The sequence below is a fragment of the Haloterrigena salina JCM 13891 genome, assembly GCF_000337495.1.
In the GTDB taxonomy this organism is placed as follows: Archaea; Halobacteriota; Halobacteria; order Halobacteriales; family Natrialbaceae; genus Haloterrigena; species Haloterrigena salina.
The window spans coordinates 163,740-187,757 of sequence record NZ_AOIS01000063.1 but is presented as its reverse complement, the minus strand read 5'-3'; the positions used below and the strand labels follow the sequence as shown (position 1 = coordinate 187,757).

At 64.5% G+C, this 24,018-nt stretch carries 20 protein-coding genes; 15 read left to right on the top strand and 5 right to left on the bottom strand.

Translation table 11 applies throughout. The annotated features are described in order from the left end of the window. Positions 1 to 294 precede the first annotated feature (294 nt). The 4 genes from C477_RS20215 (at position 295) to C477_RS20200 (ending at position 4,015) form a co-directional block, all read left to right on the top strand. Positions 295 to 1,161, top strand: coding sequence for an HpcH/HpaI aldolase/citrate lyase family protein (locus tag C477_RS20215; protein WP_008896421.1), 867 nt, complete (start codon positions 295 to 297; stop codon positions 1,159 to 1,161). Between the two features lie 108 nt (positions 1,162 to 1,269). Further along, positions 1,270 to 2,526 carry a Glu/Leu/Phe/Val family dehydrogenase gene (locus C477_RS20210; protein WP_008896420.1) on the top strand — a complete coding sequence of 419 codons (1,257 nt, stop codon included), beginning with the start codon at positions 1,270 to 1,272 and terminating at the stop codon, positions 2,524 to 2,526. A gap of 90 nt (positions 2,527 to 2,616) precedes the next feature. Then, positions 2,617 to 3,114 (top strand): DUF2062 domain-containing protein, encoded by a 498-nt coding sequence (locus C477_RS20205; protein ID WP_008896419.1) that lies wholly within the window; start codon positions 2,617 to 2,619, stop codon positions 3,112 to 3,114. Between the two features lie 109 nt (positions 3,115 to 3,223). Then, positions 3,224 to 4,015 carry a DUF6517 family protein gene (locus tag C477_RS20200; RefSeq protein WP_049914707.1) on the top strand — a complete coding sequence of 264 codons (792 nt, stop codon included), beginning with the start codon at positions 3,224 to 3,226 and terminating at the stop codon, positions 4,013 to 4,015. A gap of 60 nt (positions 4,016 to 4,075) precedes the next feature. Here C477_RS20200 and C477_RS20195 read toward each other — a convergent pair whose 3' ends face one another. Both C477_RS20195 and C477_RS20190 read right to left on the bottom strand, forming a co-directional pair. Continuing rightward, on the bottom strand, positions 4,076 to 5,218 hold the full coding sequence (locus C477_RS20195) for an acyl-CoA dehydrogenase family protein (protein ID WP_008896417.1): 1,143 nt from the start codon (positions 5,216 to 5,218) through the stop codon (positions 4,076 to 4,078). Between the two features lie 135 nt (positions 5,219 to 5,353). Continuing rightward, positions 5,354 to 6,775 (bottom strand): DUF7544 domain-containing protein, encoded by a 1,422-nt coding sequence (locus tag C477_RS20190; RefSeq protein WP_008896416.1) that lies wholly within the window; start codon positions 6,773 to 6,775, stop codon positions 5,354 to 5,356. A gap of 174 nt (positions 6,776 to 6,949) precedes the next feature. On the opposite strand from C477_RS20190, the gene C477_RS20185 reads away from it, so the two are divergent. The 6 genes from C477_RS20185 (at position 6,950) to C477_RS20165 (ending at position 12,054) form a co-directional block, all read left to right on the top strand. After that, entirely contained in the window at positions 6,950 to 7,756 is an 807-nt protein-coding gene (locus C477_RS20185; RefSeq protein WP_008896415.1) for an RIO1 family regulatory kinase/ATPase domain-containing protein, read from the top strand. 378 nt (positions 7,757 to 8,134) lie between these two features. Next, entirely contained in the window at positions 8,135 to 8,311 is a 177-nt protein-coding gene (locus C477_RS23890; protein WP_160168028.1) for a hypothetical protein, read from the top strand. Between the two features lie 16 nt (positions 8,312 to 8,327). Next, on the top strand, positions 8,328 to 9,356 hold the full coding sequence (locus C477_RS20180; protein ID WP_008896414.1) for a carboxypeptidase regulatory-like domain-containing protein: 1,029 nt from the start codon (positions 8,328 to 8,330) through the stop codon (positions 9,354 to 9,356). A 337-nt stretch (positions 9,357 to 9,693) separates the two neighbouring features. Beyond that, entirely contained in the window at positions 9,694 to 10,161 is a 468-nt protein-coding gene (locus tag C477_RS20175; protein ID WP_239641909.1) for a hypothetical protein, read from the top strand. A 22-nt stretch (positions 10,162 to 10,183) separates the two neighbouring features. After that, positions 10,184 to 10,885, top strand: coding sequence for a hypothetical protein (locus C477_RS20170; protein WP_008896412.1), 702 nt, complete (start codon positions 10,184 to 10,186; stop codon positions 10,883 to 10,885). Continuing rightward, complete coding sequence (locus C477_RS20165) at positions 10,882 to 12,054, top strand: outer membrane protein assembly factor BamB family protein (RefSeq protein ID WP_008896411.1); 1,173 nt, start codon at positions 10,882 to 10,884, stop codon at positions 12,052 to 12,054. Before C477_RS20170 ends, C477_RS20165 begins: the two co-directional genes overlap by 4 nt. Positions 12,055 to 12,168: 114 nt before the next feature. On the opposite strand, the gene glmS is transcribed toward C477_RS20165, so the two are convergent. Continuing rightward, the gene (gene glmS / locus C477_RS20160; protein WP_008896410.1) at positions 12,169 to 13,977 is read right to left on the bottom strand and encodes a glutamine--fructose-6-phosphate transaminase (isomerizing); all 1,809 of its coding nucleotides are present in this window, start codon (positions 13,975 to 13,977) and stop codon (positions 12,169 to 12,171) included. A gap of 595 nt (positions 13,978 to 14,572) precedes the next feature. Then, positions 14,573 to 15,223, bottom strand: a complete 651-nt coding sequence (locus C477_RS20155; protein ID WP_008896409.1) for a helix-turn-helix transcriptional regulator — start codon at positions 15,221 to 15,223, stop codon at positions 14,573 to 14,575. A gap of 349 nt (positions 15,224 to 15,572) precedes the next feature. Between C477_RS20155 and C477_RS20150 the strand changes: the two genes are divergently transcribed. From C477_RS20150 to C477_RS20135, 4 genes are read left to right on the top strand one after another with little or no spacing between them, the layout of a single operon-like run. Further along, the gene (locus tag C477_RS20150) at positions 15,573 to 16,967 is read left to right on the top strand and encodes a nucleotide sugar dehydrogenase (RefSeq protein WP_008896408.1); all 1,395 of its coding nucleotides are present in this window, start codon (positions 15,573 to 15,575) and stop codon (positions 16,965 to 16,967) included. Then, positions 16,964 to 18,073, top strand: a complete 1,110-nt coding sequence (locus C477_RS20145) for a DUF354 domain-containing protein (RefSeq protein ID WP_008896407.1) — start codon at positions 16,964 to 16,966, stop codon at positions 18,071 to 18,073. The genes C477_RS20150 and C477_RS20145 overlap by 4 nt, the downstream gene beginning before the upstream one ends. Then, positions 18,070 to 19,029: a glycosyltransferase gene (locus C477_RS20140; RefSeq protein ID WP_008896406.1), complete on the top strand. Its 960-nt coding sequence runs from the start codon at positions 18,070 to 18,072 to the stop codon at positions 19,027 to 19,029. Before C477_RS20145 ends, C477_RS20140 begins: the two co-directional genes overlap by 4 nt. Next, entirely contained in the window at positions 19,019 to 21,019 is a 2,001-nt protein-coding gene (locus tag C477_RS20135; protein ID WP_008896405.1) for a hypothetical protein, read from the top strand. The genes C477_RS20140 and C477_RS20135 overlap by 11 nt, the downstream gene beginning before the upstream one ends. A 984-nt stretch (positions 21,020 to 22,003) precedes the next feature. Here the strand turns inward: C477_RS20135 and C477_RS20125 are convergent. Continuing rightward, positions 22,004 to 22,996, bottom strand: coding sequence for a DUF1616 domain-containing protein (locus C477_RS20125; protein ID WP_008896403.1), 993 nt, complete (start codon positions 22,994 to 22,996; stop codon positions 22,004 to 22,006). A 390-nt stretch (positions 22,997 to 23,386) separates the two neighbouring features. On the opposite strand from C477_RS20125, the gene C477_RS20120 reads away from it, so the two are divergent. After that, positions 23,387 to 23,989 (top strand): DUF7344 domain-containing protein, encoded by a 603-nt coding sequence (locus tag C477_RS20120; RefSeq protein WP_008896402.1) that lies wholly within the window; start codon positions 23,387 to 23,389, stop codon positions 23,987 to 23,989. Positions 23,990 to 24,018 lie beyond the last annotated feature (29 nt).

The following is a 24,018-nucleotide window of genomic DNA, read 5'->3' as shown; positions in this document are numbered from 1 at the left end:
CCCCCCCCCCTCGCTCAGAGTGAAAGTCATCTCTCCCTGTCAGAATCGGGCCGACGCCCTCGGAATCGTTTCACTCTGAACGACGGGTCCGTCCGATACCAGGACGGTCCACCGCCCGTTTCTTGTCCCATTGCTCCTTTCACTCTGAACTGGGGGTGTCCGTCACTCCCATTCGGCGATTCGGCCGGTCGCCCCGTGACCTCGAAGCGCGCTCGTTTCGGCAGCGACGACCGTCACCACGAGACGTGACACTGACACACGTATTCCTATGGGCGTGGCTCGAGGACACAGCGTATGGTCCGCAGAAGCGTTCTGTTCACGCCCGGTGACCGCCCCGAGATGCTTCGCAAGGCGCCCGCCGCCGGAGCGGACGTGATCGTGTTCGACCTCGAGGATGCCGTCGCACCCCGACGAAAGGACGAGGCCCGCGAGTCGGTCCGCGAGGTGCTCACCGATCCCGCGTTCGATCCCGACTGCGAGGTCTGCGTTCGCGTCAATGCGGGCGACTCGGCGCTGGCGGCCGACCTCCAGACCGTTCTCGAGCCGGCGGAAACGGACGTCGATCGTCGGCTCGATAGCGTCATGGCTCCGAAAGTCGCCTCGGCAGCAGACATCCGCCACCTCGCGGACGAAATCGCGAAGTACGACCTCACGCTGCCCGTCTTCGCGCTGATCGAGAGCGCGGCCGGGGTCCTCGCCGCTCCGGAAATCGCCGCCGCGCGGGCGACCGACGCGCTCGTCTTCGGCGCCGAGGACCTCTCGGCAGATATCGGCGCGACCCGCAGCGCCGAGGGGACGGAAGTGCTCTATGCGCGCGAGCGCGTCGTGATCGCCGCCGCTGCCCACGACTGTACGGCGATCGATACGCTCGTGACCGACTTCGAGGACGAGCGGCGGCTCCGCGAGGACGCCGACCGTTCCGTCCGGCTCGGCTACGACGGCAAGCTGGCGATCCACCCGGCCCAGGTCGACCCGATCAACGAGGCTTTCACTCCCAGCGAAGCCGATCGGGAGTGGGCCGAGCGCGTCCTCGAGGCCAAACGCGAGGCCGACGCCGAAGGCCACGGGGTCTTCGAAGTCGACGGCGAGATGATCGACGCACCGCTGATCGCCCAGGCTGAACGAATCCAGGAGCGAGCGGCGGCCGACGACGAGAACTGACTGAGCGTTCAAAATACAAGGAGAGACCAATCACCTTGGTGGATAGTCGATCATGAGGTATGGTAGATATTCGCTACGTTTATCCCCCCGTCGTGAAAATCACTGGGTATGACCCAGGGTACCAACCCGTTCGAAAGTCTGCAGTCCCAGATCGACGACGCCGCCGCGTACCTCGACGTCGAGGACGACGTGATCGAGCGGCTCAAACACCCCGAACGCGTGCTCGAGACGAACCTCACGGTGGAGATGGACGACGGAAGCCTCGAGCGATTCAAAGCCTTCCGCTCGCAGTTCAACGGCGATCGCGGCCCCTACAAGGGCGGCATCCGCTATCACCCGCAGGTCTCCCGCGACGAGGTCAAGGCCCTCTCGGGTTGGATGACCTACAAGACGGCGACCGTCGACATCCCGCTGGGCGGCGGGAAGGGCGGTATCATCATCGATCCCGCCGAGTACTCCGAGAGCGAACTCGAGCGGATCACCCGCGCGTTCGCGAAGGAACTCCGTCCGCTGATCGGCGAAGACCGCGACGTCCCCGCGCCCGACGTCAACACGGGCCAGCGGGAGATGAACTGGATCAAAGACACCTACGAGACCCTGGAGAACACCACCGAACCGGGCGTGATCACGGGCAAGAACCTCGCCAGCGGCGGCAGCGAGGGTCGCGTCGAGGCGACGGGCCGCTCGACCGTCATCGCCGCTCGCGAGGCCTTCGACTACCTCGACAAGGACCTCGAGGGCGCGACCGTCGCCGTCCAGGGCTACGGGAACGCCGGCTGGATCGCCGCCAAACTGATCGACGAGATGGGCGCGACCGTCGTCGCCGCCAGCGACTCTTCGGGCGGGATCTACAACCCCGACGGCTTCGATCCCGTCGCCGCGAAAAATCACAAGAACGAGACCGGCAGCGTCGTCGGCTACGAGGAAAGCGAGGAGGAGATCACCAACGAGGACGTCCTGACGATGGACGTCGACCTGCTGATCCCCGCGGCCCTCGAGAACGCCATCGACGCCGACCTCGCGGAGGACGTGCAAGCGGACGTCATCTCCGAGGCCGCCAACGGGCCGTTGACGCCCGACGCTGACGCCGTCCTCGAGGACAAGGACGTGTTCGTGATCCCGGACATCCTCGCGAACGCCGGCGGGGTCACCGTCTCGTACTTCGAGTGGGTCCAGAACCGACAGCGCTTCTACTGGAGCGAGGAGCGCGTCAACGAGGAACTCGAAGACCACATCGTCGACGCCTTCGACTCGCTGGTCGAGACCATCGAGGAACACGACATCGCCAACCCCCGCACCGCGACGTACGTGGTCGCGATCCAGCGGGTCGCCGATTCCTTCGAGGAAGCCGGCTCGTTCCCGTAAGCCGTCGGTTTTCCGCGGAACCGAGCCGGCGAACGGGCGGTCGCTCTCGGTATCTTTTTGGTCGCCGCTGGTAACCCACGCACAAAGCGAATGGTTCGGGAACGGCTCGCCAGGTATCGTGATCGCGTCCGCCGGAAACTCGTCGCCGCGTTCCGCGAGGAGCATACTCCCCATCAGATCGCCGCGAGCTTCGCGATCGGCATCTTCGTGACGGCGCTTCCGACCGGCGGGCTGGGCGTCGGGCTGTTTTTCGTCCTCGTCTCGCTACAGGCCTGGATCAGCAAACCCGCGATTTTCGCCTCCGTCGCCGTGCTCAACCCAATCGTAAAACCCGCGGTGTATCTCTCGAGTTTTCACGTCGGATCCGTCCTACTGGGATCGGACTCGGTGGCCTCTCGAGACGCGCTGTCCGGCGAGTTGGCGCAGGTGGCGATCCGTCAACTTGTACTCGGAAACGTCGTGGTCGCCGTCGGATTGGCAGTCGTCGGATACGTACTGCTCCGGTATGTAACATTACTTCACCGCCGCCGGTCGGATCGATTCGAGGTGCCAGCCGAATCGGATTTATTCGGCAATCTCCGTCGCTGAAAACCGCAGTTTCGGAATTCGGAATCGAGAATTCGAAACATCTTATCGATTCAACATAATCTAAGAAATCCGATAAATTCATAGGAACGGAATTCACATTGTTTTGAAAATGAATCGAAGAGCGCTACTCGGTGGACTCGGTGCCGTCGGACTGGCGAGCCTGTCGGGCTGTCTGGGACTGGTCGGAATGGACAGCCACGAATCGTCGCCGGCCGGCGTCGATCCGGCCGTCCGCGAGGAAACCAGCTACGAACAGACCGCGATCAGCGAGGTCGTCGTCGAAAAGGAGGTCGAGGTCAGCGCCTACTCCGAGACGATCACCGTTACGAACTACAAGACCACCCACGAGAAGTCCGTGGAACTTCCGCCGCTCGGGAGCCGGCGCGCCGCCGTCTTCACCGTGCTCACCTCCCCCCAGATCGGGATCGCGGGCCGGAACTTCAACCCCGTCGAAGACATGTCGACGAACGAACTCGTCGATCTGATCGCGGAGAACTACGACGATATCGGCGACATCTCCCACGAAGAGGACGGCGAGATCACGATCCTCGACGAGACGACGAAGCGATCGAGATTCAGCGCCGACGCGACGTTCAACGGGCACGATCTCGAGGTCGACATCCACGTCACCGAGGCCGTCGAAGCCGACGACGACCTGCTCGTGACCATCGGCGTCTACCCGCAGTACGCCCGGGACCAGGAGATGGACAACGTGTTCTCGCTCATGGAGGCCGTTGACACGGACGCCGAGGAAGAGGAGGATACCGCCGGCGGAAACGAGAGCGACGGCAACGGCGACGCCAACGAATCCGACGACGGGAGTGACACCGGATCCGAAGAGAGCGGCGGCGGCAACGGGAACAACGAGAGCGGTGACGATCTGCTCGAGACCCTGGAGTAACCCGCTCCCGCTCCCGTTCCTCGCACCGTCGCACCGTTCCTGACTCCGGCTCGGGGTCGTTCAGAGCCCCAGTTCGCGTCCGATGACGAGGTGCTGGATCTCGCTGGTGCCCTCGCCGATCTCCATCAGTTTCGCGTCGCGGTAGAACCGCTGGGGCGCGAAGTCGGTGGTGTAGCCGTAGCCGCCAAGCACCTGGACGGCGTCCTCGGCGACCTCGCGGGCGGCTTCGCTGGCGTCGAGTTTCGCGAGCGCGGACTCGCGGGTCACGGGTTCGCCCTTGCCGTAGGTGCGGGCCGCGCGGTGCGTGAGCAGGCGCGCGCGCTCGGTCTTGCGGTGCATGTCGACGATCTTGTCGCGGACGGCGTCGAACTCGCAGATCGGTTGGCCGAACTGCTCGCGCTCTTTGCTGTACTCCTTTGCGTGTTCGTAGGCGCCCTGGGCCAGTCCCGTCGAGAGCGCGGCGATCGAGATGCGGCCGCCGTCGAGCGTTTGCTTGGTCTGGGTCCACCCCTCTCCCTCCTCGCCCAGTAGTCGATCCTCGGGAAGCCGAACGTTCTCGAGGCGAATCTCGCAGGTCGGCGAGGCGTTTAGCCCCATCTTGTCCCAGACGGTCGTCACCTCGAAGCCGTCGTCCTCATGGGGGTCGACGATGAACGTCGAAATCCCGTCGTAGCCTGCGTCGGGTTCGGTGACGGCCTTGACGAGGATCGAGCCCGCCTCGCTGGCGTTCGTGATGAACTGCTTGGTCCCGTTCAGGACCCACTCGTCGCCGTCGCGCTCTGCGGTCGTGTCCATGTCCGAGGCGTCGGAGCCGCTGTCGGGTTCGGTCAACGCCCAGCCGCCGAGGTGCTCGCCCTCCGCTAGGGGCCGCAGCCAGCGTTCCTGCTGTGCCCGCGTGCCGAACTGCTCGAGGGGCTTTGAGGCCAACGACGTGTGGGCGACGTAGGAGAGTCCGATCGAGCCCGAGACGCGACCGAGCTCCTCGGCGACCAGCGCGTACATGAGCGTGTCGCCGCCGAGGCCGCCGTACTCCTCGTCGACGGGAACGCCCATCATATCGAGGTCCGCGAGCTGGTCGAAGATCTCCGCGGGGAACCGGTGTTCGTCCTCGATCTCCTGGGCGATCGGCTCGATTTCGGTCTCGCAGAAGTCTCTGACGGTCTCCCGGACCATCCGGTGTTCGTCGGGTAGTTCCGTGTCCATACGCAACACTTGCCGGGATGAAGAATAAACGCACCGCCGGAGTACGGAGAGTGTGACGAGCGGCCCGTAGACTCGAGGCGGGCGGGCGAATCGAGACGGCCGAACAACCGTCGACGCGCGGACTCGAGCGCTGCGCTACCAGGTTCGATCGTTCTCGTCGTCGGTATCGTCTGCTCCGTTCGTCTCGTTCTCCAAGTCGGACTCCGTCGTCTCGTCCCAGGGCGTCGTCTCGCCGGACTCGACTGGCCGATCCCACGGATCGTCACTATCGGTTCCGGCTTCGTCGTCCCATTGATCGGTGCCACTCGAGTCGTCCGTCTCGTCCCACGGATCGCTCTCGCGGTCGGAGTCCGACGCCTCGCCCCACGGGTCGCGATCGGGACCGGAGTCGGAATCAACACCGTCGGAATCGTCCCACGAGTCGGCGCCGTCGGTGTCGGTCCAGGGATCCGTTTCTGCCCACGGATCGCCGTCGTCGATCGCTCGCCCGTCTCGCGAGGACCGATCGGCGCGCCGCGACGGGCCGTCAGTGGTTCCGGTCCAGTGGTCGTCCCGACCGACTGCGGGGGCGTCGGTTCCTCGAACCGCGGCCCGCTGTTCGGGGACGAAATCGAGGGCGTCGTCCGTATCGCCGAGCAACAGGAGGGCGTAGTACCGGAAGAACGTCGCGATCGGCGTCCAGATCAACCCCATAAACAGCAGGACGGCCGCGAGCGAGAGCGGACCGACGACGACGAACACCAGCAGCCCGATCGGGCCGAGGAGGACCAGTACGAACGTCACGATCACGATGGGGGTCAAGAGCAGGAAGAGCCCGATACCGACGACGATCCAGGCGCTGATCAGGACCGCGATGTAGAGGAACCAGAACAACACCAGGTAGAGCGCGTATTCGGTCCAGTCGGCCGTTAGCGTCGCCCAAAATCGGCTCCAGGCGCCGATGACGCCCCGGTCCTCGAGGAGCATGATCGGCGCGACGAACGCTTCGGTAAAGCGGCGCACGACCGAATAGCCGAGGTACAGCGCGAAGCCGTAGATCGAGTACAGTCCGAACAGCCCCGGCGAGAGGTCGGTCGGGCTGCCGCCGCCGGCGGCGACGAAGTAAGTGGGTGCCGCGCCGAGCCCGCTGGCGACGAGCAAGAGTCCGAGGCGAAAGCAGAACAGACGGATCCCCTTCCCGACGTTCCCGGCGAAATACCGCCGCACGCGGACTTCGTCCGAGCGCAACGACTCGAGGAACACGAACTCCATGATGGCGGCGACGAACGCGTAACACAGCCACGCGAACAGCGCGAGTCCGACGAGGGCAAGCCCGATCGCGGCGACTTCGTCGGTCGGCACCGCACCGTCGAGGTTTTCGATCTGCCACCCTCCGCCCGTCGGATCGCCGGAGACCGACAGCGCGTCGCTCCCTGGCACCGACGTGCTGAGGCCGAACCCGAGCGAACTCACGAAGACGACGACGAACGCGAGTTTGACCCACGTACCCAGGCGTATCGGCGTCAGGAAGTTCCGACTGGCCTCGATCGCGTCGCCGAGGTCGTCGATCGCGTCCATACGTACCCTGTTGTTCAGTTGCGCTGTTGATAACAATACTGCTCTCCGATCCGAGCGGGTCGCGTCGGCGACTGTTCGCCCGCCAGCCGCCGACTCAGCTGTCATTCACCGCCGATACGTCGCTCCGAAAACAGTTCGGGACGCATTTAACCTCGAAGCTCCCACATGCGAGGTATGGACATCCGCCGGCTCGCCCGAGGGACCGTCGAGTGGGATCGCCTCGAGCGCGTGGTCCGGACGCTGGCGGATCGCTACGACCGCGAGGCGGTCCGCGTGGAGTTTCTGGAGGCCGACAACTGGCTGTCGACCCCCTGTGTCATCGACGACGAGTGGTTTGTCAAGATCGTCTCCCGGCAGAACGCGCTGGTCCACGCGCTGTTGACGGCCGGGCGCAACGTCGGCGCGGTGTCGGCGGGTACCGACGGCTTCTTCGGCCGGTTCGATACGCCCCGCGCGATGGTCGAACACGAGTACGAGGCGACCGAGCGCATGCGCGAGATCGGCATCAACGCGCCCCGGCCGATCGACGCCTTCGAGGTCAACGGACTCGGCGTGCTCGTCCTCGAGTACCTCCCCGAGTTTCGCTCGCTCGACGACGCGCCCGACTGGCTGGTCGCCGAGCGCGCGCCGGAACTGTTCGAGATCCTGGCCACGCTGCGCGATCACGGGATGGCCCACGGCGACCTGCGCGCGGAGAACATCCTGCTGTGCGACGGCGAGTTCTACTTCATCGACGCCACCAACGTCCACGACGACCGCGTCGCCGAGACCACTGCCTACGATCTGGCCTGCGCGCTGGCGGTCCTCGAGCCCCGAATCGGCGCCCCCGATGCCGTCGGTGCGGCCGCGTCGGTCTACGAGCCCGAGGAGTTACTCGCAGCGCGACGGTTTCTGGACTTCGTTCGGCTGCGTCCCGACCACGAGTTCGACGCCAACCGCGTGCGACTCGAGCTCGAGCAGGCGGCGGAACTGCGCCGGTAGTGACCCGCCACGACCGTTCTGTCCGGAGACGCGCAACCACAGTTGGTACGGGCGAAACGGCCGATTTCAGCCGCGCAAACGGATTATCGGCCGTATTGGAAAACCCCGAGACCACCTGTTTTCGATCGAGATGACGAGGGGGGTCCGCGAGACGCTGCGCGATCGCGACGCTCCGCCCGGAGCGGAGTCGGCGATCCGCGAACGCGATCCCGGGTGATGCGGATCGTATTTCGCGTACCGAGGGACTCGAGCGCGCTCCAATACGGGCGAGGGTAGTGGATTTATTGGCGTAGTTATAGCTAGCACAACAGTTTAGCGGAGCGATAGGTGTCCTTAACAGAGCCATAGTGAACCGTTGGTGTCCTAAACGGGCACGTAATGCACCCTGCTGGTCCCGTCACCGGGCTCCGGCCGCCGCGGTCGGACTCGGACCAGACGCCGGAGCGAGCCGCAGAGACAGCGCTGGCGACCGATCGGACGCGACCGTTCGGTTCGCCGATCAGCGACCGGTCGCCGTCGCCGTCGCCGGGAACAGGGACGACGAGGAACGCCTAACGTCACCGCGTCAACTATGAGAGGAAACACCTCAAATCGGCAAACGGAGGATCAAACGACGCAGAAAACCGTCCAGATCCTGCTCACCGTCTGTGGTATCGTGTTACTGGCCCTCGGGCTGGTACTCGCCGCGAGCGGAACGTCCATCAACAGCGCGATCGGATCGGTCTCCGACGAGTTGGGCGGTTCCGGCGGTTCCGACGACACAGGTTCCACTGCGAGCGACGATTCCAACGCGTCCGCCGGCGGGAACGAAACGGAAGCCGGCGACTCGAACAGCACCGATGAACCCGGCGGTTCCGACGAAGTCGGTTCCGACAGCGGCGACTCCACCGGGAACAACAGCGGCGACGCCGACGACGGAGCGACCGATAGCGACGACGGGTCCGACGCGAACGATGACGGTAGCGGGAGCGACACGGACGGCGGCGGCGGCGACGGGACCCACACGCTGACGACGACCGTCGTGGACGCCACCGGCACACCGATCGACGGCGCGACCGTTACCGTCGCTCCCGAAAGCGGTTCGAACGAAACGCAAACCGTCGACGCCACCGGCGAGGCCGAGTTCGACCTCGGGGACGGCGAGTACGAGGTGACTGCCAACGCGAACGGCTACGAGCCGGCCACCGACTCGGTCACGATCGACGGCAACGACAAGACGACCACGCTGACCCTCGAGTCGACGAATGACGGTTCGAACGATAGCAACGGAGGCGGCGGGAACAACGACAACGATAATGACAACGACAGCGACGGGGACAACGCGAGCGATTCCAACGGCATGCAGACCTTGACGGTCGTCGTCCAGGACGACGAGGGCGACGCTGTCGACGACGCAACCGTCACCGTCGAAGAAGACGGGTTCTTCTCCAGCGAGACGGTGGGTGAACAAGACGTCGACGCCACCGGCAAGGCCGAGTTCGACCTTGAGGACGGCGAGTACGAGGTGACCGCCAATGCGAACGACTACGAGCCAGCCACTGACTCGGTCACGATCAACGGCAACGACAAGACGATTAGGCTGACCCTCGAGGAGGACTGACGTCGACCCTCGCGTCTCTCACTGCAGTCCATCGACGGACCGGGCCGACCGTGGCAGCCTCGGCGCTCTCCATCACTGTTCTCGCTGCGGCCGAATCGACGATCGTTCGGCTGCTCGCACGGTTTGGTTCGACGAGACGACGCGCTATCGAGTTTCGAAGGGGCGTCTCGACCGGATCGAGCGAGGCCGAGACCCTCTCTGTCGGTCAGTATCGCCAAAAGACAACGCCGTTCCATCGAATTAATTTCTGGACAGGTGTATAATAATTGTACTTTTCCAACCTGATATCGTCGATCATCGACACCTATATGTAATATAAACTGACTCTCGGCATATCGTGATCACACGAACGCTGGAGCGACCGCCCGAAGAAGCTCGCATGCTGGTCAAGGGTGCGCTCGAACTCGTCGACGACATCGAAGCCTATTACGACACTGACCGCGGCGTGATCACTGCAAAGACCGGGTTCCGGTTCGGCTTCATCGTCTCGAGTTACGGCGAATCGCTCACGATCGACCTCCGGTCTGTCGGCGAGAGCGTGACGGAGATCACCGTTACCGGCGAGAAGAACGTCGCTGTCAACGTCGGTGCGAACCCGGAGAAGTACGTACTGGAGTTCGTTCGCACGCTCGATACGCTCGTCGACTATCCGATGGAAGACGTGATCTCTCTGTTGGACGAGCGAACGAGCGACCACAGCAAGGAGGTCATGTCGCCGACCGATCACCGCGATGGCTCGGCCGTTCTCGCGGTGGTCGTGCTGGCGATTTTCCTGCTGTTCGTACTCTCAATCGTCGCCATCTAACGGCGCTTCCGAACCCACTACCATGGCATTCAAGTTCATCGGCGGATGCGGTATCGTACTGGGACTCCTGTTACTGCTGGCCGCGTTCGCGCAGCCGGCGACCGTTACGGAGACGAGCACGACGTGCGTCGACACGACGTACTACGGACAGGACTGCTCGACGGTCGAATACGAACGCCCCAATCAAACGCGGTCGCAGCTGTTCGGCGGCGGCGCGTTCTTCCTGGTTTCGGGACTGACCACGTACGGCATCGGTGCCGCCCGAAGCGGGAACTCGCTGCAATCGACGGCGCCGTCGCCGCCGAGATCGTCGAGCGTGGGCACCGACGCAACGGACGACCGAAGGACCGACGCGATGACTCTACGCGAGCAACTGGACGCGGAGACGAACCCGGAACGGACGGCGGACACCGACCCGTCGGTCCGAACCGACTCGGTCGACACCGTCGGCGAGACGACCCTACCGACAGCGGAACCGAGTGCCGAGTCGACCCGCTCGGCGAGCGGCCGCGGTCTCTCGGCGTACCTGAAACCGATCGCGAGCGGACTCGCGGCCGCCTTCGTGCTGACCTGGCTCCTCAGCGGCGCGTTCGTCGTCGAGAGCCCCGTCGGACGAGCGGTCGTCTTCGCGATCTGTTCGCTTCCCGGAATCGGACTCTACACCCGGTACTCGTCCGATGAGTCCGCGGTCGCGACCCCAGCGACGGAGGGACCGGACCGATGAACCGCCGCACGTTCCTCGTGCGGGCGGCCGCGGGCGTCGGTGTGAGCGCCGCCATTGGACTGACGCCACTCAACCCGCTCGCTCCAGACTCGAGGCGCGAAGCGTCTGCGGAAACGACGACACCGACATCGTCGGAGGAACCGACCGAAACGGAGCGACCGTCACACTACCTGTGGACCGACGATGTCTTCGGCGGCGTCTCCGGACTCGTCACCGATACGACCGGCGACGAACTCTACGTCTCGCGCGGTACCACGGTGGAGCGGATCGACGCCGGGTCGGGCGAGGTCGAGTGGGACGTCGAGTCCGAGCAGTCGATCGAGGAACCCGTCGCCGTGGGCGACGAGACTGTCTTCGCGGTCGGCCGACACGGGCGATTGGTCGCGGCCGGTCGAGACGGTGGCGACCGTCTCTGGTTCGAGGACACGAACGCGTTCTCGCCGGCGCGCCCGATAGTGGTCGACGAGACCGTGGTCGTCGCCGGACAGTACGTGTCCGCCTACGGGATCGACTCCGGTGAGCCGCAGTGGTCGTCGTCCGATCGATTCACGTCACCGCGGACCCTCCGATCCGGCCGACACCTCTACGTCGGGGACCACCGGAACACGGCGAAACTGGACCTCCGCGACGGCTCGACGGTCTGGCAGTTCGACAACGGCGACCGTGTCGGCGGGCCGTCGTTCAACTTCGTCCTCGATTCCCAACGGGACCTCCTGTTCGGAACGAACAGTGGTACGCTCTACGCCGTCGACGCGAACGCCGGGAGCCTGGAGTGGACCGCCGAGGACCCCGGAACGTTCCGGTCGCTGGCCGCGACCGACGACGGTCTGGTTTACTGTCTCGAAACGGACGCCGGGAACTCCCAGTTCGGTGTGATCGATCTCGACGACCGGGAAATCCTGTGGGAGAAGATCGCCTCACTCGACTTCGAGGGGTGGGAGTACGGCCGCGTCACCACCGATATCACCGTCTACGGCGGAACGATCCTCGTCGGAACCTCGTCCGGACACCTCGCGACGATCGACCCGGACGCCGGTCGCTTCCGCGCCGCGACGACTGCTCACGACGACGGGATCGACCGGCTGTCCGTCGACGGCGACCGTGCGTATCTGACCGGCAGTCGCGTCCTCCGAGGGATCGATCTCGCCGAAACTGTGCTCGTCCGGTGAGTGCGGGTTCGGCTCCTCGTCCATTACATCGATACCGAAGCGGAAGCCGGCGGCTTTCGTTGTCGTCGGTTGGGGCGTCGCTCGAGAAAAGGCGTTAGTCGGCGGTGGATGGGGTCATTCGACCGTCACGCTCTTCGCGAGGTTTCGCGGCTTGTCGATCGGTCGCTCGAGCAGGGCGGCGGCGTGGTAAGAGACCAGTTGCAACTGGACGTTCGCGAGCAGCCCGGCCCAGACGGGGTGGGTGTCGGGGATCGACAGCTGCCAGTCGGCGGCGTCGGCGAGCGGATGGTCGTCCGGCGCCACCGCGACGATCGGCGCGCCGCGCGTCCGGGCCTCGATCGCGTTCGTCTTCGTCTTCTCGTCGTCGCCGCCGGTCGCGACCGCGAATAGGGGCGTCTCCGGCGTCACGAGCGCCAGCGGACCGTGTTTGAGCTCGCCCGAAGCGAACCCCTCGGCGTGCTCGTAGGTGATCTCCTTGAACTTCAGTGCGCCTTCGAGAGCCACCGAGTGACCCAGGCCGTTGCCGATGAAGAAGTACGAGTCGCTGTCGAAGTACTCCCGGGCGAGGGACTCGGCGTTCGTGGTCTCGAGGACGGTTTCGACGTGTTCGGGAAGATCTGCGAGCGATCCGAGCATCGCCTCGCGGTCCTCGACCGGCGTCGCGGTCGGCACGTCGGTGGCGATGCGCTGAGTGAGCAACGCGAGCGTCACCGCTTGCGAGGAGAAGGTCTTCGTCGCGGCGACGCCGACCTCCGGCCCGGCCCGGATGTAGATCGCGTCGTCGGCCTCGCGGGCGGCCGTCGAGCCGACGACGTTGGTGACGGCCAGCGAACGAGCGCCGCGGTCGGTCGCCTTGCGGACCGCATCGAGCGTGTCCGCGGTCTCGCCGCTCTGGGTGACCGCGACGACGAGGGTGTTCTCGTCGACCGGGCCGGCCGTCTGGTCGTACTCGCTCGCGCGGAGCACGTCGGCCCGGACGCCGGCCGAACGCAGCAGTTGGTTCCCGTACATCGCCGCGTGATAAGAGGTGCCGCAGGCGACGAACTGGACGGTCTCGACGTCCGCGAACGTCCCCGCCGGCAGGTCCTCGAACGCGACGTTGCCGTCTTCGACGCGGCCCTCGATCGTGTTCGAGAGGGCCGTCGGCTGCGTGTCGATCTCCTTGGCCATGTAGTGATCGTACTCGCCTTTCCCCGCGTCCTCCGGGTCCCAGTCGACGGTGTCGACCGACCGCTCGATCGGCGACCCCGCAACGTCGGTGATCCGGTAGTCGTCGGGCTCGAGGACGACCAGGTCGCCGTCCTCGAGGTAGATCACCTCGTCGGTGTGCTCGAGGAACGCCGGGACGTCGCTGGCGAGGTACCACTCCTCGTCGTCGAGACCGAGGACGAGCGGCGACCCCTCCCGCGCCGCGTAGACGCGCTCCTCGCCGTCGACGATCGCGGCGATCGCGTAGCTCCCCTCGAGCGTTTCGACTGCCTCTCGAACCGCACGCTCGGTGTCGCCGAACTGCTCGCGGTAGTCATCGATCAGGTGGGGGATGACCTCCGTGTCGGTGTCGCTGTCGAACTCGTGGCCCCGCGCCTGGAGGTCCGCCCGGAGTTCGTCGTAGTTATCGATGACGCCGTTGTGGACGACGGCGACGTCGCCCGCCGTGTCCGTGTGCGGATGGGCGTTCTCGTCGGTCGGCGGGCCGTGGGTACTCCAGCGCGTGTGGCCGATCCCCATGTTCCCGTGGAGGCTCTGCTCGAGCGACGACTTGAGCTCGTCGACCTCCCCCGAACACTTGCGAACCTTGACACCGGAGCCGTTCTGGACGGCGATCCCCGCCGAGTCGTAGCCCCGGTACTCGAGGTTCTCGAGACCCGACAGCAGAGTCTCGGTCGCGTCACCGTGGCCGATGCGGGCGATGATCCCGCACATCAGCCGTTCACCTCCGCTCGAGCGGGCGTCTGACGACGCGTCCTTCGGCCGGCCGGCCGTCGAAGCGCGAACCGGGCCGTCGGTCGGGCGGTCGTCGTGACGCGATTCGAGCCAGCAGTCTGGAGGGTCGGAGTGCGTGTCATTGTTTCCTAACACCCTGGTCCGTCCGTACCGCCGGCGGACCGGGTCACTACTCGCTCCAACGTCCGTACGGCCCATTACTATACCACGAATAAGATACCGCTTATCGGTTGTATATGGCTGAAATCCGTTTCAGCTGTTGAAATCGTCGCTGAAATGGGTTAAAATGTCAGACAAATCTCTCCATTCGTTCGATTCTTCGGGTTCGAAAATCCGGTTCAGGTTCGAAACTGCGACCAGATGGAGCGATCAATCCGACGAATGCGAACAGATCAACCCGATACCGCGAGCAACACTGACCCCCGTCTCGACCGCGGTCGGACCGCTTACCAGGGAGATAATCGCCGGCTCAGCCGCTCGAGGTCGGAGAACGTGCAGAACAACAGTCAGTAGGCCAGTCGGGTCCACCCGGGTTTCCGTACGGATTCGGGAACGGTGGGCGTCGTCGGAACGACTATGCGACGGGGTTCTCGACGTCGTCCGTCTCGGTCGAGTCGTCGGCCGACGGGTCAGACAGGGTGATGACGTTCTCCCGGCCGACCGACACTTTCTCGATGATCCCGTCGGCGTCCAGCTGAGAGCAGAGCCGACTGACTTTCGACTTCGACCAATCGGTTTCGTCGGCGATCCGGTGCTGACGGAGCCGACCGTCGTTTGCGACGAGCAGGCGGACGACCTCCCCCTCGTCGCTCAGCAGTACTGATGGTGTGTCAGGTGCGATATACCGATCGAACGACTGGTGATCGTCGGTGGGTGAGCGGTCCGTTCCTCGCCGTTGATCCGGTTCTGACGACCCGTTTGCGATCGCTGATCGCGACTGGAGTGCGGCCAGATTGATGTCTCGGTCGGACAACCCCTCGGCGACGCGGATCGCGACGAGGCTACTGACCAGCAAGAACAGCACCGTGATCAGGGCCACTTCCAGAGCCGACGTCCGCCCCAAGAGTGACGTCCCGGACGAGAGCACATCGTTATCGCCGACGAGAGCCGAGACGATTGCACGCGTGTCGAGTCGGTAATCCGGCGTGCGGATCGCACCGAGCCGAACTGGCGCGTGCATCGACGCGAGCGGGACGGAAACTCCGAACTGGGGCAGTGAGACCATGGGTATTCGGTTCTGTGACGGTCGGCGGTGGCCTATCGACGTTGGAACGTCATGGAATCTCGCCGACCGTATTGGTGCGTGGGCGCTCTTCCCTCTTCATTATAGATCCGTATAAGTCCGTTTAACACCCTTCTAAGCCGCTGTCATCCCAGTTCCCGTGAGCGGCGGTTCGTCGGCGGGAAGAGGCCCAGCAAACGGGTCGCTCGTCGGATGTGGCTGTTGCAATCGTTTATCTCGGCTATAGTAAACCGCCCCAGCCGTCTTGGTTCGCTCGAAGACCAAGAGCTGTACAGGTCCTGACAGCCACCGTTTCACGCAGTCGTGCAACGGTCCAGAACCCGTCTCAATCATGACTACGACACTGAGCGACACGACGAACCGAGCGGACGAAGCACGCAGCGAGTACTCGTTCTCGGACAGCGAGGGCGCGACCGAGGAACACGCCGACGAACAGTCCAGTCGAGCGGCGACGATCTGCGTCGTCGGCCTCGGCTACGTCGGCCTTCCGCTCGCGGTCGGTTTCGCGCGGTCGGACTACCGCGTTATCGGCTACGACGTCGACGAGTCGACGGTCGAGCAGCTGCAGGCCGGCGTCGATACGACCGGTGATCTCTCTGACGAGGCGGTCCAGAACGACGACATCTCCTACACGACCGACGCCAGCCAGATCGGCGACGCGGATTACGTCATTATCGCCGTCCCGACGCCCATCGACGAGGACGATCGGCCGGACCTGAACTACGTCGAGAGCGCCGCGACCACCGTCGGCTCGAAGATGAAACCCGGGACAACGGTGATCCTCGAGTCGACCGTCTACCCGGGGACGACGCGCGAGGTTCTCGTACCCACACTCGAGGACGCCTCCGATCTGACCGCCGGCGAGGGATTCTTCGTCGGCTACTCGCCGGAGCGCGCGACGCCCGGCGACGAGGAACACGGCCTCGCGGACGTCGTCAAGGTCGTCGGCGCTCAGGACGAGAAGGTCCTCGAGGACGTGGCGGCGCTCTACGAATCGGTCGTCGACGCCGGCGTCCACCGCGCGCCGTCGATCGAAGTCGCCGAGGCCAGCAAGGTCGTCGAGAACACCCAGCGTGACCTCAACATCGCCTTCGTCAACGAGCTCTCGATGGCCTTAGAGCGGATGAACGTCGACACGCAGGCGGTCCTCGAGGCCGCGGGAACGAAGTGGAACTTCCACGACTACCGGCCGGGACTGGTCGGCGGCCACTGCATTCCGGTCGATCCGTACTTCCTGGCCCACCGCTCGGCTCGCGAAGGGTTCGAACCCGAACTCGTGCGCACGAGTCGGACCGTCAACGAGTCGGTCCCCGACCACATCGCCGATCTGACGATCAAGGCGCTGAACAACTGCCACAAGACGCTCCGGGACAGTCGCGTGCTCGTCCTGGGGCTGTCGTACAAGTCGGGCGTCGGCGACATCCGGAGTTCGAAGGTCGCGGATGTCGTCGATCGCCTCGCGGAGTACGATATCGACATCGCCGGCTTCGATCCGTTCGCGGACGACGATGCGGTCCGCGACGCGTTCGATCTGGACGTCCAAGAGCGTCTCTCGTTCGAGGGATTCGACGCCGTCGTGGTCACGACGCCGCACGCAGAGTTCGAGGAACTCGACCTCGAGGCGGTAGCCTCCGAACTCGCCGAGGACCCGGCGCTGGTCGACGTGACGGGATCGTTCGACGAGGATGCGGCCTGCGAAGCGGGGTTCGTCTACCGTCGGTTATGACGGCACACTCCCACCCGACCTCGACGGGGACGAAGCGGATCATCGTGACGATCCAGCACCCGGGTCACGTCCACTTCTTCCGTCACCCCATCACGGAGCTTCGGGCCCGCGGCCACGAGGTCCACGTCTTCGCTCGCGAGAGCGACGTGGCGATCGACCTCCTCGAGGCCTACGACATCGACCACGAGGTGCTCGCCGGCGCGTCTGACTCGTTAGTCTCGATGGCCGCGGTCCAGGCGACCTACGAGGCGAAACTACTGGCCCGGGCCCGTCGGATCGATCCGGACGTAATCACGGCTATCGGCGGCGCTGCGGCCGCCCACGTCGCGTCGGTGTTGCGGACGACGAGCGTCGTCTTCTACGACACCGAACACGCGACGCTCGTCACGAAGCTCGCCTACCCGTTCGCGGACGTGATCTGCACGCCGTCGTGCTATCGGGGGGAAATCGGGTCGAAACAGGTTCGCTACCCGGGCTACCACGAGCTCGCCTACCTCCATCCCGACCGGTTCGAGCCGGATCCGACCGTCCTCGAGTCGCTCGGACTGTCGCCCGACGATCGGTTCGCCGTCGTTCGACTCAGCAGTTGGGAGGCGTCCCACGACGTCGGCCACGGCGGGTTCGACGACCCCCGAGCGGTCGTCGACCGGCTCGAGGACGCCGGCGTAGAGGTCCTGCTCTCGGCCGAAGGCACACCGCCCGCGGAGCTCGCGGACTACGCGTTCGAGACGGCCCCCGAGCGGCTACACGACCTGCTCGCGTACGCCGACGTCGTTCTGAGCGAGGGCGCGACGACCGCGGCGGAAGCCGCTGTCCTCGGTACGCCGGCGGTCTACGTCAATCCGCTCTCGCTGGGATACACGACGGAGCTCGAGTCGGAGTTCGGCCTCCTGTTCGAGTACACCGGCGAGCGGCGACACGTCCGCGGGCTCGAGCAGGCCGTGTCGGTCCTCGAGGAGCCGTCCGAAACGTGGACGCAACGCCACCAGCAGTTGTTGTCGGAACGGATCGACGTAACCGAGTTCGTCGTCGCCCAGTTAGAAACGCACGCGAAAACGCCCGAACCGGGCCGCTCGACCTCCACAACGAATCCGACCGAATCATGAATGTACTCCAGTTGGTCACCTCGCCGCGGCCGTTTTTCGACCACCAAGTATCGGTCCTCGAAGCGCGCGGCGTCGACTGCACGGTCTGTACCGTCCCCGGAGTGGACGACGCCGGCGGCCGATCGCCGTCGGACTACGCCCGGTTCTATCCGGCCGTCCTCTCCGAGATCCGATCGGGAGAGTACGATCTGATCCACGCGAACTACGGACTCACGACGCCGTTCGCGTTCACCCAGCCGGTCCGACCGGTCGTGGTGAGTCTCTGGGGCACGGACCTGATGAGCGACCACTCGTGGCTCCGGTGGCTCAGTCGACGCGCGGCCCGCAGCGCCGACGCTACGATCGTTCCGAGTCAACCCATGTCCGACGCGCTCGAGACCGACCACCACGTGATCCCGTTCGGCGTCGACACCGAGCAGTTCAGACCGATTCCACAGGCGGAGGCTCGCGAGCGCATCGGCTGGGAGACCGACCGACCGATCGCGCTCTTCCCGTACGACACCGAGCGCGGAGTCAAGGACTTCCCCCGGGCGCGTCGACTCGTCGAACGAGCCGACGCCGATCTCGAGTTGCGCCCGGTCTGTGGCGTCGACTACGAGGAGATTCCCTACTACATGAACGCCAGCGACGTCCTCCTCGTCACGTCGAAACGCGAGAGCGGACCGATGGTCGTCAAAGAGGCCGCCGCGTGTAACCTGCCGATCGTCTCGACCGACGTCGGCTTCGTCCGCGAGACGATCGACGGCCTGGCCAACTGCGTCGTCAGCGACGACGACGACGACCTGGTCGCCGGACTCGAGCGGGTCGCCGCCGATCGCGGGCGGTCCGACGGCCGCGACGTCATCGACGGACTGCGCCTCGAGGCGCTGGGGGACCGTCTTCACGAAGTGTACCGGCGCGTCCTCGAACGCCCCGACCGCTCGGGGCAGCCCACGGGGGTGAGCCATGGGACGTAATCCGGTCGAGCGGCTCTCGGAGCTCCGACCGCTGCGACTCGACACCGTCGCGGCGATCGGCGGGCTCCTGATCGCACTGGTGTTGTTCCCGCTGCGATTTTTCGCGTCGCAGGTCTACCTCAACACCGTTCCAGTGGTCCTCGGGACGGCGTGTATCCTGTATCTCGTCCGCCTGTATTACCAACAGCAGGCGATCGACGACGTCCGCTTGACGCTCCCGTCCCGGGTGACGATGGCGCTCCCGACGGCCGTCCTCCTCGGGCTCGCGGCGCTGGTCGTTCTGGCGGTCCACCAGGGCGCCCGAACGATTTCGTTTTTCGTCCTCGCGAGCGTCGTCGGGACCCTCGTGGTCGGCCAGATCTGCTTCGCGAGCGACCGGGATTTCAACGCCCGACTGTTGTTGCTCCAGATCGTCCTCTTCGCGCTGGTCGTTCGCGGCACCGCGCTGTACGTAACGCCGGGGTTCATCGGGATCGACGTCTGGACGCACATGGGGGAGCTGACCGAGCAGATCGTCTCGGAGGGGCGAGTCGGCGCGATTTCCCACGACAAGCACTACGCCTCGCCGTTCTATCACCTGCTGGTCACCGCCTCGTCGATGCTGTTCGACGTCTCGCTGCGGAGCGCGCTGTACCTCACGCTGGGTCTCGTGATGCCGATCTCAGTGCTGCTCGTCTACGCCGGGGGGAACCTGCTCGTCTCGCAGCGATGGGCGACGCTGGCGGCGGCGCTGTACGCTCTCGCCAGCCACGTCTCGATGTGGGGGGTGCACCTCATCCCCACGAGCATGGGACTGGTCTTCTTCCTCGCGATGCTGTACGCGTTGCTCCGGGTGATGCGCATCGAGTACACGACCCGGGACTTCTCGCTGTTGCTGCTCTCGAGCGTCGCGGTGATCCTCACCCACCAAGTGTCGACGTTCATCATGCTCGTGTTGTTGCTCGCGGCGTTCGTCGCCCAACTGGTCTTCGAGATCGGCCCGCTCGGGTTGACGCGCCTCGATGCGAGCGTGTTCCGGACGAAGAAACCGGTCAACCTCCTCGGCCTCGTCGTCTTCAACGTCGGGCTGACGATCTTCGTCTGGTCGCTGACGCCGTACCGCGACGACTCGTTCCTCGAGACCGTGCTGAGGTACTTCAGTGAAACGGTCAGGGAGAGCGCCGGCTTCCTCAACATCGCGAGCGGCTCCAGCGGGGACGCGGCCGAGGGCGGGGCCGCGGAAGCGGCGACGACGCTGCTCGACGAGCTCGTCCCCTACATCGATGAGCTCGGCTTCCTCATCCTGCTCGGGGCGACGTTCGTCGGCTGCCTGTACATCGTCCACCGGCGCCGGGCCGAGCAGTCGGTGTTCACGCTGCTGCTGGCGACGGCGTTCATGCTCGTGTTCGTCATGGGCTTCCCGATGTTCGGGATCCACTCGTTCATCCCGAACCGCTGGTTCGCGTTCCTCTATGCGCCGATGGCGATCCTCGGCGCGATCGGACTGCGGACCCTCGACCGCGGACTCGCGCCGGCGCTCGTCGTCGCCGTCCTATTGCTGTTCACGCTCGTCTATCCGGGCGCGATGCTCTTCGCGACGGAGAGCAACATCGACAACCCGGTCTTCGAGGAGCACCACGAACAACTCGCCTACACGGAGTCGGAACTGGCTGCGGTCGGCTCGATCGGCGAGATGACCGGTTCGCCCGACGGCGACGAGATCCGACCCGACCAGGGGCTGTACACTGACCATCCGTATCAGACGCTGTTCAGCCGCACAGGAGCCTATCCGTCGACGGACATCGCGACGGTCCCAGAGGGCGGGACCGCCGATCACAACTACGCGGTCTATCGGACGACCGCCGCGAACGAGGCGGTCTACTTCAATAACGCCGACGGGCAGGGTCGGATCGAACAGGCCACCGTGGACCGCCTCTGTCGCCCGGACCAAGCCACCGTGTACACGAACGGCGACGTGACGATGTGTACGCCCTCGCCGGCCACCGAGTAAGCGACCGACGTTACCGCGACTCTCGCCGTCCCTTTTTTCGACCGAACCGACATCGACGTCACAACGGAAGCGAGCGTTGGCATCTCGAGGCAAGCGAGGACGGACGACACCGGACGCTCATCGAGTGTCGGTAGGATTCGATCGCAACGAGCACCCACGGCGACCTCGAGTCCGTCCATCCTCCGGTCGCTTTGCTCGTATCCGTTCGAGGGAGCGAGTGGCGTCTCCCGGACGCGGCCACCAGATACGGTTCCGGTGATCCGCTGTGTAACTCGAGTCACGATCGACTACGCTGAGTCGCGGACTCTCGAAAACGGCGTCCCCGATCAAACCAATCGCGGCGATCGCAGCGCGGTCAGCGCTCGTCGACGACCGACGGAGCACGACTGTTTCGGCGTCAGGGTGAGGCGCCTGTTACGATTCGTGATAGCCGTACAGCTAGCACCGGATTCAGCGATGGTCAACACCCATTCGGACAGCCACAGCACGGTGAGGGCAATCACGAGCTCGATCTGACGGAGGAGCTGCGACGTCAGTCCGCCCGTGACGAACCGGCGGACCTTTCGGAGAGATAGACGACGTGGTCGAAACAGCCGCCGTAATTGGCCGGCGGCGCCGAGGCGAACGCCCGCAGGACGACCCGAACCACGATCCCGTGTTCCGGTCGCGTCGACGTACACGTCAGTAATCAGGTGAACGGTGAGCGAGCGCAAACGCACCCGTGCGCCGCGGCTCTCGGCGCCACGCCGGCCGGCGACGGCGGCGAGAGCGAGCTAGAACAGCGGCGCGACGAACAGTAAGTGGGCGATTCCCGTAGTTAGTCTTCGTGACGCCAGCCGTCCGGAACGGTGGCTTGTCGACAAGAACGGACAGCAGAGCGCCGACGACAGTACCGATCGCCTCTGGCGCCGACGGCGATCGGTGATCGATCACGCACGTTCGTAGCGCGTACGCGAGGTGAGTGCTCCCGGGGCTACACCTACTCTACTCAACCACGACCGGGAGGTGCATCGTTCGGTAGGCGTCTCCTGCTGCGGGCTCCGACGGCGCCTCCCCCTGGTAGAGCAACACCGTGATCCGAAGGTCGTCGCCGGACATCGTCGGCGTGATTTCGAGCGACTGCTCGCGTGTCTCTCCGTCAGCGACCGTCGCGGATGCTCGAGCGAGTTCGTCGCGGTCCGTAACGTTCACTTCGTCACCGTCACCCTGTTCGATTCGCTCGAGCAGGACGACCGTCGTGTAGTCGCGCTCGGCGTTCTCTTGATTCGTGATCGACACCGTCAACGGCTCGGTCTCGCCGGCGGCGTACGTCGACTCGTACATCGTGTCAGTGTCGCCCGTGACGTTCTCGGTTTGGACCGACAGTTCGGTGAAGCTCTCGCCCTGTGGCGGGTTGGTGGCAGCGAAGCCGGCGCTCGCGAGCAGTACTACCAGTCCGATGACGATCGCGACGTTGTACGGCCGCGGATTGACTCGCTCGTAGACGTTCGGTCGCTCCCGGGAGAAGAACAGCGATCCGATCGAGAGCGACGGCGCGAACCGTTGCTCCGCCGGACACCGGTAGCGAGACACGACCGCGAGCAGCGACAGCACGACGGTCAGCGATGCAAGCCCGAGGAGCACCGTTTCCGGGGTGATACCCCGTGGGGTAACGGACGCGAAAAGGGTGACCGTCGGAACGAGGGCGATACTGAAGACGACCGACAGGACGAACCGTTCGACAGACTCGAGTCCGCCGGTTACCAGACGCGGTGTCTCGAGCCCGCTTTTCAGCGCATCGAACGACTGGTACTCGTCGCTCGGTTCGGACGGAAACAGGATCGAGACGAGCGCATACCCGGGAAAACAGAGAATCATCGGGAGTGCTATCGCGGTTCGTATCACGCCGCCGACTCCGGAAACAATGCCGAACGTGAAGGCGCCGGTGAACGCGATCACCGCTGCCAGGTCGAGGAACCACCATTGACTGTCGCTCATTACCGGCGTTATTCGACCGTCGTGCGGTTTATTATCGTCCCGATAAGCCGCTTTGACCCGGTCGATGGGGTGGTTCCTACCCCCTTACCTACCAGATGTAGGACAATAATTTGCAATAAGTATCTTTCGTCGGTTCTAGAACGTCCTATCCGACACAACAGTGAGAAATTTATCGTAACCCGCCAGATATATTTACGGAATTAAATACGAGTAACAAAATAATCGTCTATTCGTGAATGGCCCGAATTATGACCTGAATCTCCCGATATTGCTATTTTAAAATAACGTAAAAAGATCGATCCCGTCTATGAAAATAGTTAAAACGAATTCGGTTGAGAGATACGGTTTCCACCCTTTATTACACACTTCTGATTAGGGGAGATTGGCGCAATGAACGCAGCACATATCAGCTCCGAAGGAGATACTACGGAGGAGACGGCCGATGCGGACCGCTCGTCCGCTGACGAGCGGCCCGCTGACGAGGAGGACCTCTCTAAGGACGAGATCTTCCACCTCCTGCAAAACGAACGCCGTCGGCTGGTTCTCAGGTACCTTCGCGACACTACCGAGCCCGTGCGTATGCGAGATATCGCTGAGCAGGTCGCGGCGTGGGAACACGATACGACTGTCGAGGAACTCACGTCGAAACAACGCCAGCGCGTCTACATTCCGCTCTACCAGTCTCACCTCTCGAAGCTCGACGAAGCGGGACTCATCGACTACCAGAAGAACCGCGGCATCGTCGAACGGCAACCGCGCGCAGATATGGTTGATCAGTACCTGCAGGACGCCCCTGAGACGGACTCGAGCGACGGGGACGAGTCCAACGCGGGGCTGGACGATTACTACGTCGGCTCGACGGTCCTCGGCTTCGCGCTGCTGCTCGGCGCGGTGCTCGAACTGCCGTTCACGACGTTCCTCTCGGGAATCGCACTGAGCGCCTGTATCCTACTGCTGTTTACGGTATCGACGATCAAACGGCTTCTTGAGTAATATCTGACGTCGCCCCAGTGCGATACGGC

Coding starts and splice junctions, on each gene's coding strand:
- C477_RS20215 (WP_008896421.1), top strand. CDS start 295: ATGGTCCGCAGAAGCGTTCTGTTCACGCCCGGTGACCGCCCCGAGATG.
- C477_RS20210 (WP_008896420.1), top strand. CDS start 1,270: ATGACCCAGGGTACCAACCCGTTCGAAAGTCTGCAGTCCCAGATCGAC.
- C477_RS20205 (WP_008896419.1), top strand. CDS start 2,617: ATGGTTCGGGAACGGCTCGCCAGGTATCGTGATCGCGTCCGCCGGAAA.
- C477_RS20200 (WP_049914707.1), top strand. CDS start 3,224: ATGAATCGAAGAGCGCTACTCGGTGGACTCGGTGCCGTCGGACTGGCG.
- C477_RS20195 (WP_008896417.1), bottom strand. CDS start 5,218: ATGGACACGGAACTACCCGACGAACACCGGATGGTCCGGGAGACCGTC.
- C477_RS20190 (WP_008896416.1), bottom strand. CDS start 6,775: ATGGACGCGATCGACGACCTCGGCGACGCGATCGAGGCCAGTCGGAAC.
- C477_RS20185 (WP_008896415.1), top strand. CDS start 6,950: ATGGACATCCGCCGGCTCGCCCGAGGGACCGTCGAGTGGGATCGCCTC.
- C477_RS23890 (WP_160168028.1), top strand. CDS start 8,135: ATGCACCCTGCTGGTCCCGTCACCGGGCTCCGGCCGCCGCGGTCGGAC.
- C477_RS20180 (WP_008896414.1), top strand. CDS start 8,328: ATGAGAGGAAACACCTCAAATCGGCAAACGGAGGATCAAACGACGCAG.
- C477_RS20170 (WP_008896412.1), top strand. CDS start 10,184: ATGGCATTCAAGTTCATCGGCGGATGCGGTATCGTACTGGGACTCCTG.
- C477_RS20165 (WP_008896411.1), top strand. CDS start 10,882: ATGAACCGCCGCACGTTCCTCGTGCGGGCGGCCGCGGGCGTCGGTGTG.
- glmS (WP_008896410.1), bottom strand. CDS start 13,977: ATGTGCGGGATCATCGCCCGCATCGGCCACGGTGACGCGACCGAGACT.
- C477_RS20155 (WP_008896409.1), bottom strand. CDS start 15,223: ATGGTCTCACTGCCCCAGTTCGGAGTTTCCGTCCCGCTCGCGTCGATG.
- C477_RS20150 (WP_008896408.1), top strand. CDS start 15,573: ATGACTACGACACTGAGCGACACGACGAACCGAGCGGACGAAGCACGC.
- C477_RS20145 (WP_008896407.1), top strand. CDS start 16,964: ATGACGGCACACTCCCACCCGACCTCGACGGGGACGAAGCGGATCATC.
- C477_RS20140 (WP_008896406.1), top strand. CDS start 18,070: ATGAATGTACTCCAGTTGGTCACCTCGCCGCGGCCGTTTTTCGACCAC.
- C477_RS20135 (WP_008896405.1), top strand. CDS start 19,019: ATGGGACGTAATCCGGTCGAGCGGCTCTCGGAGCTCCGACCGCTGCGA.
- C477_RS20125 (WP_008896403.1), bottom strand. CDS start 22,996: ATGAGCGACAGTCAATGGTGGTTCCTCGACCTGGCAGCGGTGATCGCG.
- C477_RS20120 (WP_008896402.1), top strand. CDS start 23,387: ATGAACGCAGCACATATCAGCTCCGAAGGAGATACTACGGAGGAGACG.